This is a genomic window from Brevibacillus sp. NPDC058079 (assembly GCF_042885155.1).
Lineage (GTDB): Bacteria > Bacillota > Bacilli > Brevibacillales > Brevibacillaceae > Brevibacillus.
In genome coordinates this window covers 363,684-380,468 of record NZ_JBHVSO010000006.1, presented here as the reverse complement: position 1 = coordinate 380,468, position 16,785 = coordinate 363,684, and the positions used below count along the sequence as shown (strand labels likewise).

General features: G+C 48.5%; 12 protein-coding genes. 11 read left to right on the top strand and 1 reads right to left on the bottom strand.

Annotated features, from left to right (window positions below; all coding sequences use genetic code 11):
- Positions 1-20: 20 nt before the first annotated feature.
- The 5 genes from ligA to ACFVS2_RS19925 all read left to right on the top strand — a co-directional run bounded on the left by ligA (position 21) and on the right by ACFVS2_RS19925 (position 6,975).
- Positions 21-2,036 (top strand): NAD-dependent DNA ligase LigA, encoded by a 2,016-nt coding sequence (gene ligA / locus ACFVS2_RS19945; protein ID WP_173618301.1) that lies wholly within the window; start codon positions 21-23, stop codon positions 2,034-2,036.
- A 20-nt stretch (positions 2,037-2,056) separates the two neighbouring features.
- Positions 2,057-2,983: a WD40/YVTN/BNR-like repeat-containing protein gene (locus ACFVS2_RS19940; protein WP_173618300.1), complete on the top strand. Its 927-nt coding sequence runs from the start codon at positions 2,057-2,059 to the stop codon at positions 2,981-2,983.
- Positions 2,984-3,024: 41 nt separating this feature from the next.
- Positions 3,025-4,092 carry a CamS family sex pheromone protein gene (locus ACFVS2_RS19935; RefSeq protein WP_390236850.1) on the top strand — a complete coding sequence of 356 codons (1,068 nt, stop codon included), beginning with the start codon at positions 3,025-3,027 and terminating at the stop codon, positions 4,090-4,092.
- 274 nt (positions 4,093-4,366) lie between these two features.
- Positions 4,367-5,914, top strand: a complete 1,548-nt coding sequence (gene pruA, locus ACFVS2_RS19930) for an L-glutamate gamma-semialdehyde dehydrogenase (RefSeq protein WP_173618298.1) — start codon at positions 4,367-4,369, stop codon at positions 5,912-5,914.
- Between the two features lie 257 nt (positions 5,915-6,171).
- On the top strand, positions 6,172-6,975 hold the full coding sequence (locus ACFVS2_RS19925) for an MraY family glycosyltransferase (RefSeq protein ID WP_390236910.1): 804 nt from the start codon (positions 6,172-6,174) through the stop codon (positions 6,973-6,975).
- On the opposite strand, the gene ACFVS2_RS19920 is transcribed toward ACFVS2_RS19925, so the two are convergent.
- Entirely contained in the window at positions 6,976-7,896 is a 921-nt protein-coding gene (locus ACFVS2_RS19920; RefSeq protein ID WP_390236848.1) for a diguanylate cyclase domain-containing protein, read from the bottom strand. It lies immediately after the preceding gene.
- Between the two features lie 156 nt (positions 7,897-8,052).
- Between ACFVS2_RS19920 and asd the strand changes: the two genes are divergently transcribed.
- The 6 genes from asd to ACFVS2_RS19890 all read left to right on the top strand — a co-directional run bounded on the left by asd (position 8,053) and on the right by ACFVS2_RS19890 (position 16,761).
- Positions 8,053-8,898, top strand: coding sequence for an archaetidylserine decarboxylase (asd, locus tag ACFVS2_RS19915; protein WP_173618296.1), 846 nt, complete (start codon positions 8,053-8,055; stop codon positions 8,896-8,898).
- 1,244 nt (positions 8,899-10,142) lie between these two features.
- Positions 10,143-10,433 carry an Asp-tRNA(Asn)/Glu-tRNA(Gln) amidotransferase subunit GatC gene (gene gatC, locus ACFVS2_RS19910; protein WP_007717539.1) on the top strand — a complete coding sequence of 97 codons (291 nt, stop codon included), beginning with the start codon at positions 10,143-10,145 and terminating at the stop codon, positions 10,431-10,433.
- A 32-nt stretch (positions 10,434-10,465) separates the two neighbouring features.
- On the top strand, positions 10,466-11,938 hold the full coding sequence (gene gatA / locus ACFVS2_RS19905; protein ID WP_390236845.1) for an Asp-tRNA(Asn)/Glu-tRNA(Gln) amidotransferase subunit GatA: 1,473 nt from the start codon (positions 10,466-10,468) through the stop codon (positions 11,936-11,938).
- 4 nt (positions 11,939-11,942) lie between these two features.
- Positions 11,943-13,379 carry an Asp-tRNA(Asn)/Glu-tRNA(Gln) amidotransferase subunit GatB gene (gene gatB, locus ACFVS2_RS19900; RefSeq protein ID WP_012684435.1) on the top strand — a complete coding sequence of 479 codons (1,437 nt, stop codon included), beginning with the start codon at positions 11,943-11,945 and terminating at the stop codon, positions 13,377-13,379.
- Positions 13,380-13,511: 132 nt separating this feature from the next.
- Positions 13,512-15,083, top strand: a complete 1,572-nt coding sequence (locus ACFVS2_RS19895) for a YcdB/YcdC domain-containing protein (RefSeq protein WP_390236843.1) — start codon at positions 13,512-13,514, stop codon at positions 15,081-15,083.
- Positions 15,084-15,102: 19 nt separating this feature from the next.
- The gene (locus ACFVS2_RS19890; protein WP_390236841.1) at positions 15,103-16,761 is read left to right on the top strand and encodes a YcdB/YcdC domain-containing protein; all 1,659 of its coding nucleotides are present in this window, start codon (positions 15,103-15,105) and stop codon (positions 16,759-16,761) included.
- The last annotated feature ends 24 nt before the right edge of the window (positions 16,762-16,785 follow it).

Genomic DNA, 16,785 nt, shown 5'->3' with positions numbered 1-16,785 from the left:
AGTATGAAAGGATGAACGAAATGGATCGATTGACGGCGGAAACAAAAATTAAAGAATTAGCGAAACGAATTGAGCGGCATAATCGTCTTTACCATGAAGAGGATCGACCTGAGATTTCTGACCAGGAATACGATCAATTGATGCGGGAGCTAAAGGAGCTTGAAACGAGCTTCCCTGATTTGCAGTCACCGGACTCTCCTTCCTTGCGTGTAGGGGGAGAACCGCTGCCCTTCTTCGAAAAGGTCGTTCATAAGACACCGATGCTCAGTCTCGGCAACGCCTTTAATGAGGAGGACATCAGGGATTTTGACCGCCGGGTGCGTCAGGCCGTTGGCAGTCAGGCTGTCCGATATGTAGCTGAACTGAAAATTGATGGTCTGGCTGTGTCGCTTCATTATGAAAATGGGTTGTTCGTCCGCGGGGCTACACGTGGAGACGGAACAACAGGCGAAGACATCACACAAAACCTGAAAACGATTCGTTCCATTCCTTTGCGGCTGACGAAGCCGGTAACCCTTGAGGTTCGCGGTGAGGCTTACATGTCCAAGGGAGCATTTGAAAAGCTGAACAAAGAGCGTGAGGAGCGTGGAGAAGCGTTATTTGCCAATCCGCGCAATTCCGCAGCGGGCTCGCTGCGACAGCTCGATCCGAAGATTGCCGCATCCCGTCAACTGGATACGTTTATTTATGGCATTGGCGATTTGCAAGGGGAGATAGTAGAATCCCACAGTGAAGGGCTTGATTTGCTGGAGACGCTCGGCTTCATGGTGAATCAGGAGCGACGTGTATTTGACGACGTCGATGAACTGCTCGCTTTTATTGCGGGCTGGACAGAAAAGCGTCCTCATTTGCCTTATGAAATCGATGGCATGGTGATCAAGGTCGACAGCTACGCTCAGCAGGAGGAGCTCGGATTTACTGCGAAAAGTCCGCGTTGGGCTATCGCATACAAGTTCCCTGCCGAAGAAGCGGTTACGATTCTTGAAGGTATTGAAGTATCTGTGGGGCGTACAGGGAATGTTACCCCGACTGCTTTATTGAAGCCAGTCAGTTTGGCAGGTACGACCGTGAAGCGTGCTTCCTTGCACAACGAAGATATTATTCGGGAAAAAGGTCTCCTTATCGGCGATCATGTTGTCGTCAAAAAAGCAGGGGACATTATCCCGGAGATTATCGCAGTCTTGCCTGAGCGTCGTACTGGAAATGAAGTACCATTTGCTATGCCAACGCATTGCCCCGAATGTGGGAGTGAGCTGGTACGCTTGGAGGAAGAAGTGGCTCTGCGCTGCATCAATCCAATGTGTCCGGCACTAATCCGTGAAGGCATGATTCATTTCGTGTCCCGCACAGCCATGAACATTGACGGCTTGGGAGAAAAGGTCGTGGCCCAGCTGTATCGCGACGGTATTATCCACAGTGTCGCTGACTTGTATTATTTGCACCAACAGCGAGATGCTCTACTGGGCATGGAGCGCATGGGTGAAAAATCCGTAGATAATTTGCTTGCGGCTATTGAAGCGAGCAAGGAGAACTCGCTGGAGCGCGTATTGTTCGGTCTTGGTATACGCTTGGTCGGAGCCAAGGCGGCACGTGTTCTCGCGGAGCATTTTGGCAATATCGATGCCATTATGCAGGCATCCGAAGAAGAGATTACGCAAATTGATGAGATCGGGCCGAAAATGGCTGCGAGTCTCGTGAACTACTTCGCACAGCCGCAGGCTCAGGCAGTTATTGAGAGACTGCGAGCGGCCGGAGTGAATATGGAGTACAAAGGAATCCGCATTGAAAGTGGCGCAGACCTCCCATTCTCAGGAAAAACAATCGTTTTGACTGGCACCTTGACGCAAATGTCACGGCAGGAAGCAGAAGAAGCGATTGCGCGCTTGGGTGGGAAGGTAACAGGCAGCGTCAGCAAGAAGACAGACCTGGTGATTGCAGGCGAAAAAGCCGGCTCGAAGCTGGAAAAGGCAGAAAAACTAGGCGTGGCTGTTATGGACGAAGCAGGCTTCCTGCAAGTATTGGAGAGCAACGCCTAAGAAAACGGTGGCGACAACGGATGAGTAAGGGAAGGGACGTGAAGAGCATGAATAGCTTCCTGAAATGGGGAATCGGTGTAATAGCCATGCTGCAATTGGTTGGCTGTGGAAGTAGCAGCAGTACTGGCAGTGAACAAACCAATACGAATCCTCAACCAGTTACAGCTGCTGCTCTACAAGGGAACTTGACCTATCAGGACGTATTGGAGCAGGGAGCAACCATTCACAATCTGATGATGACCGATGATGCTAAGCAAATATGGGTGGGTACCAATTCGGGGCTGTATAGCTCGGTTGGGGGTGGATCGTGGGGATCTCTCTCGACAGATTTAGAGCAGTATACGATCGAAGGTTGGTTTGTGGACCCGGATGATCCGAAGCAAATATTTGTCGGCGGGATTGATGGGGTTCTTCATTCGACAGATGGCGGTAAAAAGTGGACTTCTGTCAACAAGGGGTTGCCAGAGCCTGCGAATATCAGCAGCTTTGTGGGGAGTCGCCAAGGAGACGAAGTACGTCTGTTTGCCTTTGTCTCGGGTGAAGGCATTTATCAATCGACGGACGAGGCCCAATCTTGGAGCCTGTGGCAGCCGATGGATCAGGAAGTATTTGCCATGGACTTTGATCCCGAACAAGACCGACTCTATGTAGCGGCCCAATTCAGCTTGCTCTATAATGAAGAGGGGCAGTGGAAGACAGAGGAGATTCCCGGAGCACAGCAGATCTATTCGCTCGCCATTAACAGACGAACTGGCACTCTCGCTGTCGCAACCGAAAAAGGTATCTATGAGAAAACCAAGGGCGAATGGCGTTTGCTTGATGCTCGCTCACCGGAAAAGCTGATTGTCATTGCTTCAGGTGGCGAGGATACAAAATGGGTGGGAATTGGCGAATCGGCATTGATCTACAAGCTCGAGGACAATCGATGGATCAAGTGGAACGAATGATTTGTACATCGCCCACTTTTGGATACGAAAAGGAGTAATCTATGAAAGTGAAGTTTTTGACAGGATGCAGGTTCTTGACAGCTGTACTTCTTGTGATGGCATTGACTGGCTGCTCGTTGATACCTGGGGGCAAGGACAAAGCTCCTGAGCCTACTACACCGTCCTTGTCGGAGGTAGTGGAAGTATCCGAGGATTACTACGGCAGTATTACGCCATATCAGCCGAACCAGACGCGAGGTATGCTTGGGGATACGAAATATCGCATCGATTTTAGCCATCTTGAGTTAGGCCTGATGGAGTTTGCTCGGGAGACATTCCCGACGTCCGATTATTATTTCCAAGAAGGTCAAGTGGTGAAAAAAGAGCAAGTCACCCAGTGGATCGCACAAGAAAAGACGGCTGGGGCCAACGGGAAAAAGAAAAGCGGAATTCTCGTGCACGTGTTGGAGCACGATTACCTGAACAAAAAGGATAAGAGCTTGGCTGGCATGGTGTTGGGCTTGTCGCTTTCGCCGAACTACCAGGATGCAACCGGTCAGGACAAGGTCTACACGACGCAAGAACTGCAAGCAAAAGGCCAACAGGTCGCAGCTCGTATTGTGCAGTCTGTACGTGCCAACAGCCCGCAGGTTCCGATATTGATTTTGATGTATCAAGTACCGGAAGCGAATTCTTCTCTGGTGCCAGGTCACTTTATCATGTCAGGAACGGTAGGGGCGAATGAAGCAACGGTATCCAAGTGGCTGCCGATCGAAGAGGAATTTTTACTATTCCCAAGCCCTGAGGCTGAGAAGAAGTACCCAGAGGTGTCCTTGCAGTACGATAAGCTCATGCGCCAGTCTAAGGGTTATTTCGGTGAGTACATCGGGATGACTGGTCTGGGGCGTTTCATGGATGGCAGGTTGACGGAAATGACAATTACAGCTACGGCAGAGTATGACTCCAGGACAGAGGTATTGCAGTTTACTCAATTTGCAGCGGGCAGTATCAACCAACTTTTCGATAAGAACGTCCATGTCAACATGTACGTGCAGTCGATGAACAAACCATTGTCGCTCTACATTCGACCGACAAGTGGTGAGCCGTATATGCATATTTACAGACAATAAGGAAAAGCAACAAGCACCCGAATGATTGCCTGAGAAGGTGAGTAATTTGGGTGTTTTTTTGTACACAAAAGGTAGTCGATTGAACAAAAGTGTAAAGTGATGAACGGTGTGTGTACAAAAGTGTTCGAAATACTTCTTGAATCTTGGAGGTGATTTTTCGGCAAAAATGCAAACACTAATAGAGTCGAGCTTTAATTGTTTGGTTGGTATGATCCTTGCATATGTTTTATGAGTGATCCGAAACATGGAAGATATCGATAAGGAGGCGTCACAGATGCAAGTGGAATTCAAAAACGAGGCGTTTACCAATTTTAGTCTGCCAGAAAATAAAAAGGCATTTGAAGAAGCGCTCGCTAAGGTAGAAAGTGAGCTTGGCCGTGAGTATGCACTTATCATCGGCGGAGAACGCATCACAACTGAAAAGAAATCCAGCTCCTTCAACCCTTCTAATAAAGAACAAGTAGTGGGCGTTGTTTCCCAGGCTGACCAAGCACTGGCTGAAAAAGCGATCCAAACAGCTGCTAGCACTTTCGAAACATGGAAAAAAGTGCCTGCACAATCACGTTCCCGCTATCTGTATAAAGCAGCCGCAATCCTGCGTCGCCGCAAGCATGAGTTCTCTGCTTGGCTCGTAAAAGAAGCAGGAAAAAGCTGGCCAGAAGCTGATGCTGACACAGCAGAAGCAATCGACTTCATGGAATACTATGGCCGTCAAATGGATAAGCTGTCCCAGCGCCATGACCTGCCTCGTATCCCGGATGAGGACAACGAATTGTACTATGTTCCACTCGGGGTAGGTATCGTTATCCCGCCTTGGAACTTCCCTCTGGCGATCATGGCTGGTATGACGACAGCTGCTCTCGTAGCGGGTAACACTGTTGTATTGAAGCCTGCTTCTACCACTCCAGTTATCGCTGCGAAATTCATGGAAATCCTCGAAGACGCTGGCGTACCAGCTGGTGTTGTGAACTTCGTACCAGGTTCCGGTAGCGAAATCGGCGATTACCTCGTAGAGCACAACCTGACTCGTTTCATCAGCTTCACAGGTTCCCGTGACGTAGGTCTGCGTATCAACGAACTGGCTGCGAAACATCGTCCAGGTCAAAAATGGATGAAGCGTCTGGTTGCTGAAATGGGCGGTAAAGACTCCATCGTGGTTGACAACGACTGCGACACCGAGTTGGCTGCACAGTCCATCGTGGCATCTGCATTCGGCTTCTCCGGTCAAAAATGTTCCGCTTGCTCCCGCGCTATCGTTCACCAAGACGTGTACGATCAAGTACTGGGCCGCGTAGTAGAGCTGACCAAACAACTGACAGTAGGCGACATCAGAACCAACGAATTCTACACAGGTCCTGTGGTTGACGAGAAAGCTTACAACAAAATCCTCGAGTATATCGAGATTGGTAAAACCGAAGGTAAACTGGTTGCAGGTGGCGAAAAAGGTCCAGAATCCGGCTACTTCATCATGCCAACTGTATTTGCAGATGTAGATCCACAAGCTCGCATCATGCAAGAAGAAATCTTCGGCCCAGTGGTAGCGTTCGCGAAAGCCAATGATTTCGATCATGCACTGGAAATCGCGAACAACACTGAATACGGCTTGACTGGCGCTGTTATCAGCCGCAACCGTGAAAACCTGGAGCGTGCACGCGAAGAGTTCCATGCTGGTAACCTGTACTTCAACCGCAAGTGCACAGGCGCTTTGGTAGGTGTACATCCATTCGGAGGCTTCAACATGTCCGGTACAGACTCCAAAGCGGGTGGACCAGACTACCTCTTGCTCTTCACTCAAGCAAAAATGGTTTCCGAAAAACTCTAAGCTTCTCAATAAAAAAGGCTGCCTCTTTTACAGGGGCGGCTTTTTTGTTCCCATTTTGTCCACACTAAAGACAAAATGAAGGGCAAAGCAGGTGAGGGTAACTGTTTACTTATATCGTGTCAGGACTCTCCTCGTTTTTTGTTGTGTATTTGTTAATGCCAGTAGCAAATTGGCTGGCTTGGAAAACAAAGCTGCTGGATATGCCCAAGGGGAGAAAGGGACATAGCAGACCGATCCCATTATCTGGTGGTTTGGCCATGTTCGTTGGTCTCTTGTTGGTGTCAACTTTTTTTGCAGGGGCGCAAAAAACCGTTGCAGTTTTGGCAGTTGGAGGGGCCATGCTGGTGGCCATTGGATGGGTAGACGATACCTACAAGTCGAAGAAAAAAGAGTTTCCGGCACTGCCGAAGCTGATGGTGCAGTTATTGGTAGCGACGCTGACATTCCTCATGGATATTCGCTTTCGGGGAATCAATTTCATGTGGCTGGGGGGAGAGGAAGGGATGTATGTCTCATTTCCAATCCTGGTATCCCTGCTAATGACCGTGCTGTGGATCGTCGGCTTAATCAATATGGTGAATTTTTTGGATGGGGTGGACGGACTCGCTGCAGGTGCTACCGTGATCTCAGCGGTGACCTTGTTCTTTTTGTCGATGATCAAGGGTCAAGAATTAACGGCATTATTGGCAGTTGCACTGGCAGGTGCTGCTCTCGCTTTTCTACGCTTTAATTTCTATCCAGCGAAAATTTTTATGGGTGATGCAGGATCGATGTTTTTGGGATTCGCTCTCGGCGTGATCTCGTTGGAAGGAACGATGAAAGGGGCTACGCTCATTTCGTTAGTCGTGACTGTGCTGGCAGTAGGCTTGCCTATCATAGACACTGTACAGGTCATGATCAGTCGGCTTTTAGCAGGCTCCCCCATGTACCAAGCGGATCGTCGACATGTTCATCATCGGCTCATGTCCCGGGGGTTGTCTACGAAGCAGACGGTCATCATTCTGTATGTGGTGAGTTTGCTGTTCTCCGTCTTGGCAGTGTTTTTGTTTTACAGTCAATAATCAAATGGAGTCAAAGAAAAAGAAACGATTGCGCCCTGTATTTTTGGCTTGATAAAGTGCTTTGTCTGCATTGCTCAACAGTTGTTCGGCTTCGCTTGCAGATGCTGGGTAGAGGGCAATGCCTATGCTTGTCGAAAACGGTATGGCTAGGTCCTCGATCATCCACGGCTCTTGAGTCGCAAGCAGGATACGGTTCGCAATTTTTTCAACCTGACGTTCGGAGTGTATGCCGGTCAGGACGACGACAAACTCGTCTCCACCCAGACGCGCGACGATATCTCCATCTCGGACGGATGACTTGAGGCGTGTAGCCAGCATTTGCAAAAACAGATCTCCGGTGTCATGACCCCACGTATCGTTGATTTCTTTAAAGCGGTCACAGTCCAGATAGAGGGCAGCGACCATCTCCTCTTTTGATTGGGCTGCACGTAGAGCTTGCTGGAGCTTTTCGGAGAGAAGGCGTCTGTTCGGCAATCCCGTGAGCACATCATGATACGCCATATAAGCCAGCTGCGACTCCAGGTTTGTGCGCTCGGTAACATCGCGGGTAATAGAAAAGACATGCGTGCATACGCCATTACTATCGTAGACAGGAGAAAGAATGGATTCGCCAATGATGTCACCATTCGCAGTAAAGTGGATCGGACTCCCGCTTTTTACTGCTTGTGTGTACATGTGTTGTAATAAGCTGGCTTTTTCATGAGGATACACGTCCTCAAACGTTTTTCCGTATGCTTCCTCGCACAATTGGCCAACGTGCATAGCGGAAGGATTCATCAAGACATAGCGAAACTGATACTTCCCGTCCGCATCTTGTTCGACTGCCATGAGAAAGAACATGTCCGACATATGATCGAATAGACTGGTTAGGATATCACCATGCTGACTGATAAGTGTAGTAATATCGAGTTTCTTCACCATAACCGATATCTCCTGATAATTGGCTTGTTAGAATGATTATAGTATAGCAAGACTCTCGAAGAAAATGATGAACCTCTGGTAATAGTGCGGGGTTTACTGGCTGTTAGCAGAAGTGGTAAAGTAAGGGTATTGTTGTTTTACGAAGGAGCATTTCTTATGGGCAAAAAGCTGCTCCCAGGTCTCATTCATCGCTTGCCACAAAACGCGATGTCACGGACTATGGGCAAAATTACCGCTACTCCCTTTAGTCGATTAGCCATTCAACGATACATAAAGCACTATCAAATTGATACGTCGATCATAGAAAAGCCGGCTTCGGAATACCGCACGCTGAAGGAGTTTTTTTCCCGACGCCTGAAGCCCGCAGCGAGACCGATTGCACCTGGCCTAGATACCATCGTCAGCCCGGTAGATGGAACCGTTTCGCAGTTAGGTGATATTTGCGAAGGTACCTTGATTCAAGCAAAGGGAAAAGAGTTCAGTGTGAGTGAGCTATTGGGCGGTTCGGAGGAAGAGGCCAAGCGTTATTACGGTGGTAAATTTATCACAATTTATTTGAGTCCAAGGGACTACCACCGCATTCATATGCCGGTAACGGGCGATTTGAGCTGTTACTGTTATTTGCCTGGCAGACTCTATCCGGTCAACCAGCTCGGGATTGAAAATGTAGACCGCTTGTTTGCCCGCAATGAACGCTTGGTAACTCACATCAATACAGATAGCCTGGGCGATATGGCTTTGGTTAAAGTAGGAGCCTTGTTTGTAGGCAGCGTGAAGGTCTGCTACAACACAGCTACGACGAATATCAAGCACGGTCGCCAAACCCACGAGAAGATTGCAGGGACACCTCGTTATGAAAAAGGGGCGGAGCTGGGCTGGTTCGAATTTGGATCAACTGTCATTTTGTTGTTGGAGTCCAACGAGCTCGAATGGGCAACAGGCGTTGAAAAAGGAAAGTCTCTCTTGATGGGGCAGGCGCTCGCGAAAAAGAAGGCAGAATAGCAAACGACAGAAGAGATCACAGTCCAGGGCAAATGCCTTGGACTTGTTTTTCTTAGTAGATGAAGTTTTCTAATAGATGTGGCTGTGGTGGGGAGAAGAATATTTCCAGACTAGGCTCCAGGCTCCGTCCCACTGGAAGAGTAGACTGTCCGCTCCGAAGGGATTCACGGGGAAACGCAAAAGTGGTAGCCGCTTCGTCGCGTGGGCACGTTGCGTTTCTTTTGCCCGCAAATCCCTTCTCCGCTCGGTAGGACTCCACAAGTCGCTACGTCTGGAAATATTCTTCTCTAGCGTAACTACTCACATTCTTTCATCTTTATAAAGCATTAAAAAATCGAATCACACGGAAAGCTCGTAGAGGAAACAGGAGAAATAAGCGAAGATCTTAGGGACACCGACCGAGGCGCAATGAAAAAAGAGAAACAAGCCCTTAGCGTCCACCTCTGAGATACCCCCTGAAAGGACGACTTTGGACGCGGGTTTCGCTTTTTTCATGGAGACGGGCAGTCAATCCCACAGCGGGTGGACCTAGAAGCTGAGCGTTTTCTCCTGCTTCCTCCCCAGCACTACAGCAACAACTTAAGGTCTCTAAATATGCAGCTGTGGTGGGGAGAAGAATGTTTCCAGTCTAGGCTCCAGGCTCCGTCCTGCTGGGAGTTGATTACTGCCCGCTTCGAAGGGATTCGCGGGGAAACGCAAAAGTGGTAGCCGCTACGTCGCACAGGCACGGTTGCGTTTCTTTTGCCCGCTCATCCCTTCTCCGCTTGCTTGGTAGGACTCCACAAGTCGCTACGTCTTGAAATATTCTTCTCTGTCGTAACTGAATAGGTTCTTCGTTCTTTCACTTCTTTAAAAAACGATTAACTCGGAAAGCTCGTAGAGGAAACAGGAGAAATAAGCGAAGATCTTTGGTACACCGACCGAGACGGAATGCAAAAAGCGAAACACGTTCTTAAGCGTCCACCTCTGAAACACATCCTGGAAGGACCACTTTGGACGCGGTTTCGCTTTTTGCATGGAGTCGGTCAGTGAATCCCCCAGCGGGTGGGACAAGAAGCTGAGCGTTTTCTCCTGTTTCCTCCCCACCACAACAGCCGGACAAAGTTTTTATAGGTTAATATCGATCAATATTTTTTTGCCGAAAACATTTTTGTTTTCTATGCCGAAATCCCTGTGAAAATTGACTGAACCTGCTCTTTTCAAGTAAGATCAAAGTTATGTGATACGATTCGGAGGTGGAAAGAATGAGTGCCATTACTCGCAAAGAAGTAGAACACGTAGCTAATTTGGCCCGCTTGCAACTCACTGAGGAAGAAGCGGAGCGATATACGAAAGACCTGAATGCGATTCTTGATTTTGCAGCCAAGCTGAATGAGCTCGATACATCCAATATTGAGCCAACCAGCCACGCTACAGACGTGAAAAACGTGATGCGCGAAGACGTAAACAGACCGTCCCTGCCTCGTGAGGACGTGCTGAAAAACGCACCAGATCACGAAGACGGACAGTTTAAAGTACCGGCTGTATTCGAATAACCTACTGGATAACGAGAAGGGAGGAACCCACTGTGTCGCTGTTTGACAAGCGATTGTCTGAGATACATAGCGCCCTACGCGCAAAAGAGATTTCGGTAACGGATCTGGTGCAGGCTTCCATCGCTAGCATCAAGGAGCATGACGGAGAAATCAAATCCGTCCTGCATGTAGATGAAGAGGGAGCCTTAGCTCATGCCCGTCAATTGGACGAGCGTCTGGTCAAGGGAAATGAGGAGCTGGGTCTTCTCTACGGCTTGCCTGCCGGACTGAAGGACAACCTGGTTACAAAAGACGTTCGCACGACTTGCGCGAGCAAATTTTTGGAGAACTATGATCCCGTCCATGACGGAACTGTTTCCAAAAAGGTGAAGGATGCCGATGCGGTCATCGTTGCGAAGCTGAACATGGACGAGTTTGCGATGGGCGGCTCCAACGAAAATTCCGGCTTTTTCCCGGCGAAAAACCCATGGAACACCGACTACGTTCCGGGAGGCTCTTCCGGTGGATCAGCGGCGGCAATGGCTGCACGTCATTTTTACTTCACGCTTGGCTCTGATACAGGTGGCTCCATCCGTCAGCCTGCAGCTTTTTGTGGCGTTGTCGGTTTGAAGCCTACGTATGGACGTGTCTCCCGTTTCGGGCTGGTTGCGTTCGCGTCCTCGCTGGATCAAATCGGACCTGTGACGAAAAACGTTGAGGATTCCGCCTATGTGCTGCAAGCGATTGCGGGACATGATGAATTCGACTCTACCTCTGCCAATGTGGACGTACCGGATTACTTGTCCGCATTGACTGGAGATGTAAAAGGACTGCGTATCGGGGTACCGAAAGAGTTGATCGGAGAAGGGATTGACCCTGAGGTTCGCGATGCTGTTCTTGCAGCATTGAAGCAGCTGGAGAGCATGGGTGCTACATGGAGCGAGGTTTCCATGCCGCACACGGAATATGCAGTGCCAGCTTACTACCTCTTGTCTTCGTCTGAAGCTTCGTCCAACCTGGCTCGTTTTGACGGCGTACGTTATGGTGTGCGTGCAGACAATGCGGCAAACCTGATCGAGCTGTACAAGGAATCCCGCAGCCAAGGCTTTGGCCCAGAAGTGAAGCGCCGCATCATGCTCGGAACCTACGCGCTCTCGTCTGGTTATTACGATGCTTACTACAAAAAGGCACAGCAGGTGCGTACCCTGATCATTCAGGACTTCAACAACATTTTTGCTGATTACGATGTCATCCTGCACCCAACCACGCCTTCTACGGCTTTCAAAGTAGGCGAAAACGTAGATGATCCGGTGAAAATGTATCTGGAAGATATTTGTACCGTTCCTGTAAACTTGGCTGGTCTGCCAGCAATCAGCGTGCCGTGCGGATTCTCCAAAAACGGTCTGCCGATCGGTTTGCAGATCGTAGGTCGTGCATTTGACGAATCCACCGTATTGCGCGTAGCCCATGCGTATGAGCAAACTGCAGGCTTCTACGGTCGCAAACCGGAATGGGTGAGGGGGTAAGAGCATGAGCAAGTACGAAACCGTCATCGGCTTGGAGGTTCACGCCGAGCTATCGACCAACAGTAAAATCTTTTGCGGCTGCCCGACTGAATTTGGTGCACCGCCGAATACACATACATGCCCGATCTGCTTGGGACATCCAGGTGTACTGCCTGTAACGAACAAGCAAGCGGTAGAATTCGCGATGAAAGCAGCACTCGCCCTCAACTGCGAGATTTCCCGCGAGACCAAGTTCGACCGCAAGAACTACTTTTATCCAGACTCGCCAAAAGCGTACCAAATCTCGCAGTTTGACCAGCCGATCGGCTACAATGGCTGGATCGACATCGAGGTAAACGGTGAGACGAAGCGCATTGGGATCACTCGTCTGCATCTGGAAGAGGATGCGGGCAAGCTGACGCACAGCGATTTTGGCGGAGAGTCTCTCGTAGACTTCAACCGCGTCGGAGTACCGCTCGTGGAGATCGTTTCTGAGCCAGACATCCGCACACCGGAAGAAGCACGTGCGTATCTGGAAAAGCTGAAAGCGATCATTCAGTACACGGAAGTATCTGACGTTCGCATGGAACAAGGCTCCCTGCGTTGCGACGCTAACGTTTCCATCCGCCCGTATGGTCAAGAAGAATTCGGAACCAAGGCTGAGCTGAAAAACATGAACTCCTTCCGCAACGTACAAATGGGCTTGGAGTACGAGGTACTCCGTCAGACGGAGGTAGTTTCTTCCGGTGGCAAGGTTGTTCAGGAAACGCGCCGTTGGGATGAAGCGAACAAGAAGACGTTGACCATGCGTTCCAAAGAGGAAGCGCATGACTATCGTTACTTCCCAGACCCGGACCTGGTTCGCATGCAGATTTCCGAGGAGTGGATTGAAGCGGTTCGCGCAACCATTCCAGAGCTGCCAGATGCTCGTCAGGCTCGCTATGTGAACGAGTTTGGCTTGTCTAAGGATGATGCCGGAGTCATTACGATCTCCAAGGAGACGGCTGATTTCTTTGATGAGACTGTGAAAACAGGAGCAGAGCCGAAGTCAGTAGCGAACTGGCTGATGGTCGACCTGTTGGCACACCTCAACGCCAACAACCTGGTGTTTGCTGATGTGAAAATGACACCAAAAGGCTTGGGAGAGATGATCAAGCTGATCGAGGACGGAACCATTTCCTCCAAAATCGCCAAAACCGTCTTCAAAGAGATGGTCGAGACCGGCAAAGAGCCGAAGCAGATCGTCGAAGAAAAAGGACTCGTCCAAATCAGCGATGAGGGCGCTCTGCGTCAAGTCGTCGTCGATGCGGTCAATTCCAACCCGCAAGCCGTGGCAGACTTCAAGTCTGGAAACGAAAAAGCAGCAGCTTTCTTTGTAGGTCAGGTCATGAAGCAAACCAAAGGTAAGGCAAACCCGGGAATGGTAAACAAGTTGATTCAGGAAGTATTGAACAGCCTGTAGGCAAAACATACGACAGCACTTTCTCTGTAAGGGGAAAGTGCTGTTTTTTTGTGGGGTAAGCTATGCTAAATAGTGGAAAAAAAGTAAGATAGAATGCGTAGCTATCATCATAATTGATTAGGAGAAATGTTCATGACACAAAATTGGAAAAGTGCAACGGCGGCTTTTGCAGTGACAACCATGCTGCTGGGAACGGGTGCCCAGGCATTTGCTGCAAGTCCGGAAATGATCTTGAAAAATGCAGAAACCCCATCTAAAGACCAAGTCAAGCTACCTGCTCGAGCGCTAGAGATTGTCGCTGCACTGGAGAAGCTGGAGCCTGCTTTAAAAGCTCTGACGTTCCGGGAGGTCGTTATTTCTGACTACGATGAAAACCAAGTGGATTTGTATATGAGCCATCCTGACGATACAGAAAAGAGTACGTATCTGCTTTTTGATCGCCATAGCGGTGAATTACTTGGTTATGAGGCTTCTGAATTCATTTGGGACGAGAATGAAAAAGTAACAGACGAAGCCATCGTGCAAAAAGCTGAGAAAGCTGTGCAAGAGTTGCTCGGAGAAAAGAAGCGAAACATGACGGATGCTCCTCAATTGTTGAAAACGGTATACGGTGAAGAAGTGTCATTTATATACCCGAATGTGTATTTTCCGATTCTGCTAAATGGTCTGGAAATAGACGAAACGCGCTACGGTATCGAGGTGGAAATGGATTCAGGCGGGCATTTATTAGGACTATTTTTTCAACCGCTCGATTTGACGGGGATACAAGTTGCTGATCCGAAGAAAGCTGTGGCAAAAGAAGAGATTCAGAAGCAAATATTTACGCCCGAACGCCTTCGTTATGGCTATGTATGGGAAGGAACAGATGGGAAACCCGGAATTGAATATACCATGAGGACGTCACCTGTATTTGATGCATTGACGGGAAAACAGATCGAAATGGAATGGACAGCAGAAGAAGGGGATGGAAAACTCCATACATCTGATATCAAGGACATTTCTTTGAAACCCCAAGGGAAGCCATTCATTTCAAAAGGCGCAACCGATCAGCAAATTTTAGAGAATTTGTTTGAGGTTGATGCCAAGAAGTTGTATACAACCTATCGAAAAGATGAACAGCAGGGCGAAATCACTTATGATTGGTCGAACACTATCGATTTTAATCGGGCCTCTATTATGGTGAACGAAGTGACTGGCGATATCGGCGGATACGTAAATTGGGCACATATCGAAAATCTCTCAGTGCCCCTAACAAAAGAGCAATCCTTGCAAAAGGCGATTACGTTCCTTGAGCCTCATGCTAAAAAAGCCGAGTGGCAAGTCGAAATGTATGAGGAACTCAAGAAAGAGGACAAGAAATCCGTCGAGCAGTATGGCTTTTTGTTTTTCGAAAAACAAAATGGGATACCGCTCATGGAGTATTCCTACGGAGTAGCAATTGATCCAAATAAGGGACAAGTCGTCGAATTCGTGGCATCGGTTCCAGCAGAGGATCGTAAATATCCTGTGCTCAAACCATCTGTAACAGCCCAACAGACAGCAGATATTATTTCCAAACAGGTACCGGTAACTTTGACCTATATCTGGCCGAGATCAGGAGAGAAGAATGCACCCATTCTCGTTTACAAGCTCGATACCAGCAAAGGCTGGCCAATTGTAGATGCCGTAAACGGATCGTTTAAATGGGGAGAGTACGAGGAGTAAGAAAGAAGGAGGAGATTTTATGAAACGAAATGGAAAACGCACAGCAATCGCATTGACAATAGCAATGATGTTGCCAGGAACAAGTGGAACAGCCCTGGCTGCAAGTCCTGAAATCCATCCTAGCCACAGTGCATCTGCAACAAAAAGCGAGGAGAAGCTCCCGGAGCGGGCCACTCAGATCGTAGCTGCTTTAGAAAAGCTGGAGCCTGCATTGAAAGCATTGACGAAACGAACGATTGTGAAACATGAAATGGATGAAAATCTGTTAAACTTCAATCTGGAAAGTCCCGAATCCAATGACATGAGTGCCACTGTTGTCTTTGACAGAAAAACAGGTGAGTTGTTCATGTACAGCGCCAGTTTGCATATTTGGAAGCAAGGTGAAATTGCGACAGACGAGATTATTTTGCAACGGGCAGAAAAAGCAGTGCTTGAGTTATTAGGGGCAGACAAAAGAAAACAAGCAGGCTCGCCTAAATTATCCAAAGCTGTTAAAAAGGAAGACCCTGAATATTTGACTGATAACTCAACAATATACCGCTCCGTTTATTATCCAGTTGAACTAAATGGGCTGGAGATATTGGGGAATGGGCTGGGCATATACGTGTCGACCGATTATGCTGGTCATATCTTGGGTGTATCCAGTGAGCTACTTGATTTGAAAGATACCAAGGTCCCAGATCCGAAAACGGCACTGACACCTGAAGCTGTCAAAAAGCAGTTTTTCACTCCTGAGCGTCTTGGTTTGGGCTATGTGCTGGAAGGGAAAGATGCCAAGCCGGGCATGCAATACGCATGGATGAATAACGCTTACATCGATGCCGTGACAGGAAAGCAGATTGACTTCATGCAGGGAACAGAGATTGCTGGGGATGGAAAAAGAAACCCTGCCAATTTGAAGAAGCTCACGCTATCGCCAAAAGGAGAGCCGCTTATTGTCAAAAGCAGGGCAGATGGAGAAAAAGTCGTGGCGGGCTTGTTTGACGTGGATACGAAGGTGATGTTCACAGAATACATCACAGAAGAAGTTGATGGTGAGTTCATACATTCCTGGAGCGATGAGTTTGGGTATGAACACGTATCCATTTCGGTGGATGCTTCTACGGGAGCGGTCACTAGTGCGGATATTTTTATGGAAACAAAAAGCCTGCCTGTTCCCTTATCGAAAGAAGAAGCCTTGAAAAAAGCAATTTCCTTCATCGAGCCATATGTCGCTAAATCCTCTACTGAATGGCAGGTTGAGATATTTGATCCATACAAACAGCCGAAATTGGCCGATTGGATGATTGAGTTGAATGAGGGAGAGGGTAAAGAGGAGGAGGATACAGGAACAGGAACGTATACTTTCATGTTTTATGAACTGCACGATGGTTTGCCTGTGTTCGACCGTTACTATTGGATGATGGTCGATATAGAGAGTGGACAGGTATTTACTTTCATTGCGAATTTACCGGAAAAAGAGGGTACTCTTCCCATCCTGAAGCCATCCGTAACGGAGCAACAAGCTGCTGAAATCGTAGCCAAAAATCTACCTGTAAAGCTGTCCTACTTCTGGCCAACCTACAATGGCAAGCAAGCTCCTTTTCTCACCCTTGTCTATACGGTTGACAAGAGCAAGGGCTGGCCTTACGTAGATGCCGTAAACGGCACACTTGAATGGGGCGAATACGAGGAATAATTCGAACGAAAAAGAACGCAGTTT

What these genes read in the sequence shown, in the direction of transcription:
- ligA (WP_173618301.1), top strand. Translation starts at nt 21, where the DNA reads ATGGATCGATTGACGGCGGAAACAAAAATTAAAGAATTAGCGAAACGA.
- ACFVS2_RS19940 (WP_173618300.1), top strand. Translation starts at nt 2,057, where the DNA reads ATGAGTAAGGGAAGGGACGTGAAGAGCATGAATAGCTTCCTGAAATGG.
- ACFVS2_RS19935 (WP_390236850.1), top strand. Translation starts at nt 3,025, where the DNA reads ATGAAAGTGAAGTTTTTGACAGGATGCAGGTTCTTGACAGCTGTACTT.
- pruA (WP_173618298.1), top strand. Translation starts at nt 4,367, where the DNA reads ATGCAAGTGGAATTCAAAAACGAGGCGTTTACCAATTTTAGTCTGCCA.
- ACFVS2_RS19925 (WP_390236910.1), top strand. Translation starts at nt 6,172, where the DNA reads ATGTTCGTTGGTCTCTTGTTGGTGTCAACTTTTTTTGCAGGGGCGCAA.
- ACFVS2_RS19920 (WP_390236848.1), bottom strand. Translation starts at nt 7,896, where the DNA reads ATGGTGAAGAAACTCGATATTACTACACTTATCAGTCAGCATGGTGAT.
- asd (WP_173618296.1), top strand. Translation starts at nt 8,053, where the DNA reads ATGGGCAAAAAGCTGCTCCCAGGTCTCATTCATCGCTTGCCACAAAAC.
- gatC (WP_007717539.1), top strand. Translation starts at nt 10,143, where the DNA reads ATGAGTGCCATTACTCGCAAAGAAGTAGAACACGTAGCTAATTTGGCC.
- gatB (WP_012684435.1), top strand. Translation starts at nt 11,943, where the DNA reads ATGAGCAAGTACGAAACCGTCATCGGCTTGGAGGTTCACGCCGAGCTA.
- ACFVS2_RS19895 (WP_390236843.1), top strand. Translation starts at nt 13,512, where the DNA reads ATGACACAAAATTGGAAAAGTGCAACGGCGGCTTTTGCAGTGACAACC.
- ACFVS2_RS19890 (WP_390236841.1), top strand. Translation starts at nt 15,103, where the DNA reads ATGAAACGAAATGGAAAACGCACAGCAATCGCATTGACAATAGCAATG.